Genomic DNA, 12,242 nt, shown 5'->3' with positions numbered 1-12,242 from the left:
GTCTTCATCGTTGCAAAGGCTCTATCAACATAGCCCACATCTGCTCCGATGCTCCTTTTTCACTTAAATCTTCTTTTTCATCAAAATCAAAAAATGTAGTTGAGCTTAGTCCACTAGACTTCAAATATTGGGTATAACCATCATCTTCAACAGTATACATCATATTGAAACTATTTCGATTACCAATAGAATTTGAATATTTGATAGCCTGAGAACTTCCTAAGTCGCCACCTCTCCAAATTTTACACTTGTTAACCAGCTTCTCCTCTTTATATATTTTTACGGTGAACGTTTGGGGATTTATGCGCTCAATATTAGAATCAATAAATGAGCTACGTTCTTCTAATTCTTCCAGTGAGTTTTTGAAAAATTTGTAGATATAGTCGAAGGCATTTCTTAGAAAATCGTCTTTTTCTTTGTCTGAAAAGCTTTTCCTTACTCTAAGGTTTGAAGATCGTTGAGGATCTTTTCTTTGAGCTGCGGATGTATCTTCTTGTTGAATATCACTTTGAGAAGGGGATGAACCTGAAGGTTTCCCACCACTCTTTTGTATAGCCTGTCTTATTCCCTTTGCTATTTGAGTAAAAGCTTTGTGCTGATTGGGATAATCGGTAACTGGTCTTCCATCTTCAGGTAGAGCTTGCAGCTTACTAAACTCAGCAATCTGCCAATGACAATGTTCCAGAATGATTGGAATCACTCTGGCCTCTCCATTGTCATGTCTTTCTAAAGCTCTTTCTAACTCAATGTCAAAACAGTAATCAGAGTCCAGAAAATATGGACTTATCAATAATAAAATGATATCTGCATCCTCAATATTCTCATCTATTTCATTTTTAAAATCATCTCCCGGTAAAATTTTACGATCGTGCCAAGTTGAAATCAGTCCTTTCCGTTTAAGCATTGAAAGATGTATCTCTAACTCATCTCTTAACTCTTCGTCTTTATGGGAATATGACATGAATACTTTAGACATAAGCAGAAATATTTGATTTTAGACCTAAAACCGAAATCGTTGAAGTCTTTCCTGAAACGATGTGCAAATTTGTTGGAAACGAGAATAACTTCCTCTAAAGAATCCAGACCTTAAAAGAGCCCAATCCTCCTCTTTTAATTCAGCTTCTTTAATAATCTCTTGAAATGGATTATCTCCATATTGTTTAAGTACGAATCTCCCTGTTGGAGCCCATGCCTTTTCCGGTATTTCATCATTCGTACGATTTATATAATCCAATGCATACAAAATCTCAAACCGATCAAATAAAGATTCAAAACTTGGACCAAGATAAATCACTTCATTCATTATTGGCTTAATCTGGTGAAAAAGATATTCACTTAATGGTGTTGTATGATCTTTGTTTTCCATCAATTTGTTATAGAGGCTATCCATTCGGCTATTAACAGCAGTTAAAGATTCACAAATAGATATTTTCTGCACCGTTCGGCTGGAATCGGTTATTCGTAAATCAAAAAGCTGATACAATTTACGATAATTTCCTGCAGCCAAAGCTGTGATACCTCCATAATAAAATAATAGACGGATTGAGTGCCACTTGACAGCTTTCCAACCCTTACTTTCTTTTGAACCTTTATATTTATTTGAAAGTGTCATTATTGGGAATACATAGTTATTAATCTGTTTCTTTGATCCCCAATAACCAAGTAACGCACTAATCTGACAGAGTTCTTTTACCAACTCCTCACATCTTTTAATACGGTTTTCAAACTCTTCATAGGAAAACTTGGTTTCACCGGAAAACTTTTCACTGTCAAAGCTTTCCAGAAGTGTTTCAAGATCATTAGCCATCAGATCATGAAGTTCAATTCTTAGTGTATCATCTACAATGAATTCTTTGATCTTTTCTATTTCCATAACTTACCTAATCTATAATTTCCCATCCAAAATCTTCTAACTCTTCTCTGTTTTCATTTATCAACTCCCGACTTATAGCAACACACAAAAGATCAGTTGGCCTTGAGAGCCCAACATGGGCTACTTTTATACACATTTCTTTACGTGAGCCATCAGTTCCATCATATGGAGTCCCTTTCAACTCATTTATAAGAAAATTGCCGCACGTATTATAATATTTTGTTTCAAGGTAGAGAGTAGCTGTATGTGTCTCTCCTTTGACGGAATGAACTGTATCTACATATACACCAATATCTTGCAATTCTTCTGTGGACGATCTATAAATATTAGAAGCTTCCGCTTGTGTAGGATTTATATCTTTGATTTCTTCCTCGATCAAGTACTCTTTCCCATTTCCATTTATTTCAAGTTCCGATGTTGGGAATAGTACATTTTGGAAATAGTCGCTTATTTTTTCGTGAAGATTTTCAATCGATATTTCTTTGCTCTTCAAATACCAGATGGATATTTGAGATTGGAAGTCACTCAATAACTCCTGATCTATTTCTTCAATAAATTTCAGTAGACTGGTTTTAGAATGTCTTCTTTTTTGTTCGGTATCTTCCCGATATACATTTTCGAGAAATAATATTTCTAGCAATCCATTTATAATGTTATCTCTAAACTCTTTTGGAGTTGCTTCTAAACTGCAAGCAATCAATGTTATAAAATTGGGGAAAGTTCGTCGGCTACTATTTAGCTTTTTGTTATATCCTTCGAAATAATCACCTATTGTAAGACCATCTTTTTCCTTGCCCACCCATCCTATAGCTTTAAAGGGATAACCTGTTTCATCGGATTTAGTAGTCAGATTATACTTATCAATTAATTCTACAAACTTCTGCAAAACTTCATCTCTGTCATTATTATCACAGACAATGATATGGGGTGGAATATCTGCTTCATTAAAACCTACTAAATCTTCTTGGGGCTCAAGTGCAACACTACGCAAAACATCTGCTATAGATTGCGAGAATCGCCAGGAGCCTGTTATTTTTAAATGTTCATCATCTTTCGACCAGGCAGTTTCGCCGTCTTTGCCAGCCAAAATAGCTTGGTTAAGATCTCCAATACGCTGGACTATTACTGAATCATCAAAAAGTTGATCAATTATTTTTAATTGATAAGGGTAGGTATCCTGCATTTCATCAATAAATACATATCCAAACCTATTACTAAATAAGGAATTCAAATCATCTTGTTCCTTTAAGTATTTCAAAGCCAATTGATAAGCATCATCATAACTTAGAACTCCATCTTCAAAAACCACCTTATTTTTTAATTTTATTGCTGCCGCTTTGATCTGTTCTTTTTCTGAGTCTGACCAACTACCACGTCCTGGTTTACTTATATTAATTATTTTATTAGAATTGTTATCAATTAAATGGAATGTATCCTTTTCGTTTTTGTAGTAAGTATAATAGCCAAATATCCCAGTTCCATTATTAGCTCTGTGGTTATAGTATCTTAGATTATTAAATGTCTGTCTGGCAATACCCTCCAACCAAAAGGTATTATTCATCCTTCGCATTTGTGCTTCAGTATCAATTTGCTGAACTCTTCTCTTAGTAGATTGAGTGAAGTAAGGTATTGCTAGAAATCGATCAATAAATGATTGGATCGTACCAAAAAAATTAGGGTATCGGAATAAACGATTCGCTTTACTACCCAATCTATTTTTAATGGTATCAATAGCTACGTTTGTATGCGTTAATACACAAATCGCTCTACCATCTGGGAATGGCATCTTCTCAGAAAGCAGATAAAGTTTAGCAAGCAAACTGGTTGTTTTACCACTACCGGGACATGCATGGACGTCTACCGACTGATCCAAACATTTGATAAAATCATAACGCTCGTCATTTTCGTCTTTAAAATCCCCACCATCTGGAAAAAATAATTTTTCAACGCGCTCTATATCCTCATTCGTTATCTTCATTATCAGGAAATTCTGTTACATGATAAATAGCGTCTCGTATATATTTAAGCTGCTCGTCTCGCATTATTATCTCTTTTATCTCTTCTTCATTTTCTTTTAAGATCCTCGTTAACCATTGAGCTGTCACTGTTTTGGATGCTAATCGATCTAACTCATCATAAATTTCATAGGCAATTTCCTTCTGGGTCAAACCATCTTCCTTCCAACCTTCCAATTTTCTTTTGGCTTCTTCATTCCATTCAACAAATTTCACTTTAGGAATTTCAGAAAAGTCTTTTCGTTTAACTCTATTCTGAATTCTATGTGCAATTGTTACTGCTTTATTTACATATGGTGCTAATTCACCTTTCGCCATATCAAACTCTAATGTCCATAGAGGTGAACTAAAAACTTTAATATTACTATCCTCTTGTGAATTATACTCATTTTCTAACTTTATTATTTCTTCTTCTTTGTCTAATTCTTCTTTCTTTTGAACAATTTCACCATCATCATTTTTTGTTTGAGTAATGTCTAAATCAGTAACTACTGCAACATTTACAGGCAATGATTTACTATTTGAACGCCTAAATATTTTCACATACCGTAATAGTGCTTTACTTCCCACATTAACAATAGAAACTCCATATCTAAAAAGGCTTCTGTTGAGTAATCTTGCAACAGTAGGTAAAAGAATGTTCTCTGCATCTCCTTCAACTATAATTACTCCTCTGGCAAAAAACAGATTGGACTTGGTAGCATCGAGAAAGCGATATAAAAATTCGTAGTCATCGTCTTCAAGTCCCGTTTCCTCTTTTTGTAAAGAAAAGATACTTGAGCCATCAGGCTCTTTATAACAAAGTATCAAATTCTCCAAAGGTATATTAGAGGCAAGCGTAGTACTATGGGTAGAAAGAATGAATTGAGTTTTTGCTTCAATATTTCTAAGGGCATTGATTACTCTCAATTGAGCTTGTGGATGCAAATGGGCCTCTAATTCTTCAATCAAAGCCAATCGTAGGCCTTCTTCAATCTCAAGCTGTAGCAATTCAGCAGCCATAAACAGCTTATTCAGGGATCCTAACCCTGTTTTATGCTCTTCAAGTTCTAACCCCAATTTTCGTAGAATTCTTGGTAGATAAGGTTCAGAAACATTGAAAATCGGTTCCCTTGAATCTGTACTGTGTAGAAAACTTTTTGTATGCCTTTTTAAGGCTTCTGTTATCTCTTTTCCGCCTTCAACACCACCGTCTACTTCAAAGTGCTCAAAAAACTCTTTTATTTTTTCATTTGCTTCACTGATTCGTGCTTCTAAAGGATGTTCTTTCTCTATTCCATCTTCATCCTTTTCTTTGATAAAAACAGAATGGTTTAAGAGAATCTGAGCTAACCGAGATCTATAACCCGGAGATAACTCAGTTTCCGCATCTCGTAAAGGTTTTAAATATGTAGTTCTCAATAAATCTCGAGCGCCACCTTCTAAAAATGCTCCATCTTCATCGATACCAGCTCTAATATTCTGGACTACTTTGTGATCTTTTAAAGTAGCTGACAGCCAAACTCGAAGCTCATAATTCCCATCTTCATCAGTATGAATCCATTCTAAAAATTTTCCTGCTTGTTTTGACGTAAATCCTTTAAACAAACATACTATTTTAAGTTCTTCAGCCTGTTCTCCCACTTTATTGAAGTGAAAATCATTCTGATCAAGACGCTGATTATCATAAGTTCGGGTTCCTAAAACATATCTGATCGCATCGATTATAGCGGTTTTCCCAGAATCATTTTCACCAATTAAGACGTTTAATTTGGGATTTAAAGTGACTTCAATTCCTGGATTTTCTTTATTGACCGCTAAATCATCACCCTTTGTCCCAAATGATCTAAAATTCCAGATTCTAAGTTTTTGTAGAAATACCCCATCATTCATAACAACCAATAATTTTGTTGAAGTAAATAAAACCCGTTTAATAAGCCATAAAGGCTCTTTCGTTCTGCTTATCAATAATTAATACTGGTTTGTACTCTCAATATCTAAATCAGATATGCTGTTCGGCCTTATTCTGACTGAATTCAATTCGTTCATCCAAATCTGTAAACTTTCCATAAACCCAGTTTTCGGATCGGATTTTTACAATATCGGCAAGTTCCTTTAAATCATAATAAGTGCCCGTGGACAAGTAATTGGCTCCAATTACACAACCAGAAATACCAGCGGTATAAGCCACGACTCCTCCTAAACCAGCTATTAGTCCCAAGAAGTGCAAGCCTAACATGGTCCCGACCCACAAGAGGAATAAACCCATTCGCATTCCAAAATGGATTAATTTGAACTTCTTGTCGAGTTGGGCTTTTAACTTCTTCTGACTCCTTAATTTCGTTTTATACCATTTATGTTTGCGTTTTGCATGCTCCCGATCTTCTTTAAACTCATCAGGTCGTGATATTTCATCTGATGATACCTGCCCTAATGATATGAGCCAAATAACTACAAGGGCAATCAGAATTAGTACAATCAGTATGTTCCAAATGCTGAATTTCTTTTCTCTCATTATTTATCTTTTTCGTCATTCAAATAATAATAAGCAAACTTTTGCGCCAGACCCTTTTCAAAGTCATCATTATAGCTAATTATTCGTATGCTCTTCGGTTGATCCATTACATCTGAATATTCTTTTTTCAGCAAATCATAAATAAACTTTGGATCGATCAAATCTTTGACATAATTATATTCGTCAATTTCAAATTTCCCATGTTGAAAGTATCCCTCTGAAGAATGGACTGTAGCCATAAATGAGCGTAAGAATTGAATAGCACTATCTGGAGAATTACCAATTTTTTGTTTTATATGATTAGACACCTCCCTCCCAGTAGACCCAGCCTTCCAAATATTAAAAAGAAATACAGAATCCTGTTCCGTATTTTCTCTCTCATAAAATGGCCCATTTTTTTTGGCATCTTCTCGAATTTTTCCGGACACAAATTTCACCAACTTTTCATGCTCTTCATCGGTTAATATCCGTTCGTCATTATTTTGTTTGTGAAGATGTCTTCCTATTTCTGCTGTGAGTACAATATTGCTACAATGCTCCAGAACTTTTTCACTCAATTCATATCTATTACTTTTAGAGATGCTAACAATAATATCCCTGATAAGTTTTGAGACTCGACGAAGGGGGGAACTAAAATTTATGCCTGCATTACGCTTGGAAAAATAGTGGCCTAACTTTGAGAGAAGTATAGCAAAGGAGGGATCTATAGAATTAAGGATTTTCTCTTCATTTTCTTCAAGTTTTCTTATAAAAACATCATTATCAGTTTGTTCAATTAGCATTCTGGCCTTTTTAATGCTTCCTTCTTCATCACCTTTTGAAAACCGTTCTAAAAAATCTTGGAAATCTTGATCTTTTATATCCTGATTTGGAACCGAATAGGTAAAATATCTTTCAAAATAATGAGAAGAACTTATACGCTGAGCCTCTGATAACTCATCATCTGAAATATTTGTGAAATTATTTTTACCTATCCTTGGAAATAAATTACCAAGTAAAATCCTTAAATCTTTATCTCTGCTCTTAAAAAAATCTTCCCTGATTTCTTCATGTTCCTTCTTTACTTCATCTGAAGATGGATATACTGATTTCTTAAAATCAGAAATAAAAACTCCTTTGTTTCTATATACGAAGTCATAGGCTTCCGGATAGCAGATTCGTAATCCTTCCACCAAGATTATATCATGCGGATTAGCTTCTCCTTTTAGAATTGGAAGTGCAAAAGCAAGGCCATTTAAATACCGTTTAACCATTCTTGGAGTTGAAAGTCTTCTCTCTAAATTGCCTTGTAGCGCATCTGCGATATTACGTTCTTCTTCATTATTTAAGTTAAAAGAATAGGTTTCCAACAGATCGTTGATTCCAGGAAACAAGACATCATTTAAAAGATCTGTTCTTCTAACTTTTGGGAGTTTTAAAGGGACTTGGATGATCTTTTCAAGAAAGTTTAATCCCGATTCATTCTCATCACCAGGATACTTTTCATCCAGTGCTGCTGCAACCATTTCAGGATCAAAGGAGAGGACATAAATCACATTTTCAAAATCAGCAGTGAGTTTGATGATCCGGAAGAGTAACTGTATTTCTTTATTGTCTAAACGGTCGATATCGTCTATGAAAACAACGTGCTTTTTGCCTGTCTTCTTTAATTCCTCATTTATATTTTCCTTTTGCTTTTCAAGAGTAGTAGAGTTTTCAAGCGATTCTTGAACTGAATCTACCAAGGGTTGCAGATCATTACTTGAAACAAAATTATTTGCACTACTAAATAAAGCCTTAAGTTTGTCTATCCATCCGAGACTCGACAAAACACTTAAACCAGTGATAGGCTCTGCAAACGCTAAAATTAAACCTGAATAGGTAAGTAATCCTTTTGCAATTTCTTTACCTTTAACTCCAAGCTTTTTACTTATTCCTTGAGAAAACTGCTTAAAGAAGCTATTTAAGAGCTCATCCTCATCATTGTACCGCCAAGGATTAAAATCTAAATAGATTATATCATCATTTTGATCAAGATAGTGCTTGATAAAGTTTACAACACTTGTTTTTCCTTCTCCCCATTTGCCATAAATCCCAATTACAAGAGGGGCCGAATCTTGCTTATTTGTTAATATTTTTGAGACTCGCTTAGCAAATCCAGCTCTGTTAAACTTATCATCATCAGGATCTTTTAAAGCCTGATCACCAGCATAAATTACTTCTTCTCTTTCAGAATTTAACATACTAATCTAATCTGTTGCGATTTTCTCCCCTTCCTCCACCATCTTATACAGCTCTAAATAATCGGTAGGCTTCCCTTGCTCAACCAGGTTTTCTTTTTGGGCCTCTACCAACCGGGGATAGCGGCGGGCGTACCAGTTTTCTACTTCGAGAATGTCATTTGAATTAAGACCAAAACCATTATAAACCAGGTTATCAATTTCAATCTGTTCATTACTCGAATAATCGTATTTAGAATTATCTTCTTGCTTAACTAAAATTTCATTCACTTTTTTTTCAATTTCTTTAAGAACCATCCTATCCACCGTTATTGGAATTTCTTTAATAGTATCAACTTCAGCTGATACAGTATGGATAACAATGTTCCGAAAGAAAAAGCGTATTATTTTAGAATTGAGGACACCAATGACCGGTTTAATTAAATCCTCCGCTAAAAAAATACATGAACTTTCTTTATCAAAAGGACCAGGATGATTAAAACGAAAAGTAGGAGAATAGACACCTCTTGAAGAAAAAGTTATTCCTTTTTCAAAATAATATTGTGGATTGTCATGTCGATGTCCTTTAAGCTTCATCATCTTTTCAACACTCGACCTGCGCCAATCAATAAAATAACTCGTTTCGACATTGTAATTTGGTAGCCAACCATCACCACTACTTGACTCACCACCTTTGTCATATTTCAGCAAATATTTGCCATCAAATTTATCTTCATCAAATCCATACTTTTTTTCTTCAGTAGTGAGCAAATCGTATTTCTTGGGATCTACAACTAAAGAGCGATCAACTAATGAGTATCCACCTCGTCCATTTTCATCTCTAAATATATAAGTGTAATTATCACCTGTTGTTAGTCCGTGCTTCACATCTGCTATTTGTCCCAGCTTAACAACCTTTACTTCTTTACCATTAAGAGTTACTTCTCGGGCTATAAATTCCTCTCCATTTAAAGAGACCGGTTTAGTGGTTATACTCTCATCATCAAACATTAGGGCAAAGAGCTTAGGACTCGCTACAAAAAACGGCTTGTTGCTATTATGGCTGATTATTGCTTGTGGGTAGGTATAGATGGCATATTCTTCGCTGCTTTCGATTGTCCAAGGGTCATTGGCCATATAAAGAACACCGTCTTTTTCTCCAGCCTGTTCTTCCTCCGGTTCGGCCAAGGGATGCTCGTACTGCACAGTTTTTTCGAGGAGTTGCAAAAATTTCTCATGCTGCTTGTGAATGGAAACTTGGGTAAGGTCAGCCATCAGGCAAGTGTGTGACTCGTCAAATTCGCGCTCAGGCTGATCGTTATCTTCCGATCTTGGGAATTCATTGCGCTCGCATAAAATAATGGCTGTGTTAACTGTGGCTCCGAAGGTATCCTTATGTACGCGAATCATCTTGTGGATGTAATTGTCCATCATCTTTTCGCGCAGCTCATGATGCGTTTTAATCGTCATAAAAGTATCGCTGACAATCAGACAAAGAAGGCCTTCATCTGCCAGCGGACTTTGTTCCGTACCTTCAGGCAAAAATCGGGCGATAAAAGCTCCATATGGATCTTTACTGCCCAGCTCCATCTCTTTTTTAAGGCTATTGGCAATTTTATCGCCTCCGTAAGGCGGATTCCCCAACACAACATCAAACTGCTCCACGCCAAACATCCATTGCGGATCAAACCAATCGGTTACGGAATCTTCAAATGGTTCCCATGCCGAAAGCTGAATGGCTCTTTCGCTTTTAGGTCCGCCGCTTTCAACCTCTTTAGCCATAATAGCATCTTGCACCTTCGCAAACTTTTCTTTCAGAAGTTCTTTGTCTTCACCGTAAGCCTGCAAGTAATCATCACGGATTTGGCTTAAACGAGTTAGCAGATCATCGGACCCAAACAGGTCAACTTGGCCGGAATCTTCCTGGGGTAGGTTCTTAAGGGAATCGGCCGCCAAAAACTTAAACTCAAGGTTGGGAAGCGGTTCGATATTCCAGTTCTCTTTAGCCTCATCAACTTGCTCATCTACCACCAGTGAAAGGAAGCAACGCAACTTACTGATCTCAGCAGCAATCGGTTGGATATCTACGCCATATATCGAGTGCTGAATAATACCCAGCTTACGGGCATACTCTACCGTGGCATCATCCAAGCGTTTACGGACCATTCGTCGGATTATAGTACTCGGTATCTTTTCCAGTTGCAGATCTTTCCACCGTTTTGATTCTGGATCGATCTTTTCAAGCACGCGAACCATCTTTTGCAGGATACCCATCGGAAATGCTCCTGAACCGCAAGCGGGATCGAGGACCTTTACATTGTTCAGAGCTCGAATCAATTCCTCTTTTTCATCGGCATTGATGGTATGTTCAACATTTGTATCAAATTTAAAGAGGGGCATTAGTCGTCTCTCGTCGATACCAGTTTCCTTACTCAGATATTTATTGAGTGACTCGTCTACCATGTAGTCTACAATTTCCCGTGGCGTATAGTAGCTGCCGGTCGCCTTACGAGCTGTTTTACCTGAAGCCGGATCAATTTCTGCCAATAGGTTTTCAAAAATGCGTCCCAGCATCTCCGGATCTACCGATACGTCCGCATCTTCTACACTGTTTTCATCAATAGTAAAGTTGTACTGCTCCAACACCGTAAAAAGTTCACGAAACCATTTGTCGGGTATTTTTAATGTATTCAGATACTTCGAGATACCGGTATTATTATCGGGATCAAAAAAATCGTGGCTGTGCGGTTCAAACAATCCACCATTAAGGAAGGGAATATCTTTGTATTCTTCCGGCAGCTCCTCTCGGCGGTCTTCTTTTTGGGTATTCAGTACCTGAAAGAACAACCGCTCCAGCTTTTGGTGATAATAGTCCTCCGTAACCGCATCTGAGGACAATGCATCCTCTGTAATAATAGGATTTCCCTGTTCGGACTTTTTAAACTTTAAAAACCAGCAAAACACAATACGTCCGATTAGCCTAACGGCAAACTCCTGGTGGGTTTGTTTATCCTCTTTGGAAACACTCGGCAGTTCCAACAGGTGGGGATGTTGCTCGCCTCCGCGTCCTGGTTCCTTTACACCAAGAAGATCATAAAAAGAGGAAACTACTTTTTTATAGAATTCCTTGTTCAGCTTTTCAACTGAAAATGCCTCTTTGATGTCATCAAAAATTACGCGATTGCTTTCAACAAGTCGGTTAAAGCGATCAGTAGCCGTTTTAACCGCCTGCCCTTTACCTAAAAGGTAGGTATAACGCTTGGGTTCGGTTTCATCGAGTACCCATTCTTCCTGTTTCTCATCCCAGTCACGGAGTTGGGAGATAAATGAAAATCGCCAACTGTTTCCCTGCTTAAATACCGCAAAAACACCATCCAGTTGCTTGTAGTAACTACGTAAAAGGTTACGAACACCTACGCGATTGCGGTGCAGTTCTACACTTTCTTTCAGGTGGACTTCAAATACCCCGATTTCATAACCGTCCGATGTTTTAAAACGTCCAAGCTGAAAACCTTCTTTGGCCAAATTACCGGGGAGGGCAGGCAACGGTTGAGGGGATTGAAATACATCACCAGTATGGAAAACTACTTTAAGCAGTTCAATCCATTCTTCCTGGCTATAGTGAGATGAAAGTATCTGTTGCAGTTGTTCTTGATCCATGG

7 protein-coding genes are annotated in these 12,242 nt (G+C 36.8%); all 7 read right to left on the bottom strand.

All coding sequences use genetic code 11. The features are described from left to right. Positions 1-4: 4 nt before the first annotated feature. The 7 genes from NC796_RS14060 to NC796_RS14030 all read right to left on the bottom strand — a co-directional run bounded on the left by NC796_RS14060 (position 5) and on the right by NC796_RS14030 (position 12,240). Positions 5-976 (bottom strand): toll/interleukin-1 receptor domain-containing protein, encoded by a 972-nt coding sequence (locus NC796_RS14060; protein ID WP_310685263.1) that lies wholly within the window; start codon positions 974-976, stop codon positions 5-7. Positions 977-1,000: 24 nt separating this feature from the next. Beyond that, positions 1,001-1,873, bottom strand: a complete 873-nt coding sequence (locus NC796_RS14055; RefSeq protein ID WP_310685261.1) for a hypothetical protein — start codon at positions 1,871-1,873, stop codon at positions 1,001-1,003. Between the two features lie 7 nt (positions 1,874-1,880). Then, on the bottom strand, positions 1,881-3,851 hold the full coding sequence (locus NC796_RS14050; RefSeq protein ID WP_310685259.1) for a UvrD-helicase domain-containing protein: 1,971 nt from the start codon (positions 3,849-3,851) through the stop codon (positions 1,881-1,883). Continuing rightward, positions 3,835-5,760, bottom strand: a complete 1,926-nt coding sequence (locus NC796_RS14045; protein ID WP_310685257.1) for an AAA family ATPase — start codon at positions 5,758-5,760, stop codon at positions 3,835-3,837. Before NC796_RS14045 ends, NC796_RS14050 begins: the two co-directional genes overlap by 17 nt. A gap of 109 nt (positions 5,761-5,869) precedes the next feature. Next, positions 5,870-6,382 (bottom strand): hypothetical protein, encoded by a 513-nt coding sequence (locus NC796_RS14040; RefSeq protein ID WP_310685256.1) that lies wholly within the window; start codon positions 6,380-6,382, stop codon positions 5,870-5,872. Further along, a complete protein-coding gene (locus NC796_RS14035) occupies positions 6,382-8,604 on the bottom strand; it encodes a P-loop NTPase fold protein (protein ID WP_310685254.1) in 2,223 nt (740 codons plus the stop codon). The genes NC796_RS14040 and NC796_RS14035 overlap by 1 nt, the downstream gene beginning before the upstream one ends. Positions 8,605-8,610: 6 nt before the next feature. Continuing rightward, positions 8,611-12,240 carry an Eco57I restriction-modification methylase domain-containing protein gene (locus tag NC796_RS14030; protein WP_310685253.1) on the bottom strand — a complete coding sequence of 1,210 codons (3,630 nt, stop codon included), beginning with the start codon at positions 12,238-12,240 and terminating at the stop codon, positions 8,611-8,613. Between the last annotated feature and the right edge of the window lie 2 nt (positions 12,241-12,242).

The organism is Aliifodinibius sp. S!AR15-10 (assembly GCF_031569985.1).
Classification (GTDB): Bacteria; Bacteroidota; Rhodothermia; order Balneolales; family Balneolaceae; genus JAMQKA01.
This window is presented reverse-complemented; position numbering and strand designations above follow the sequence as displayed.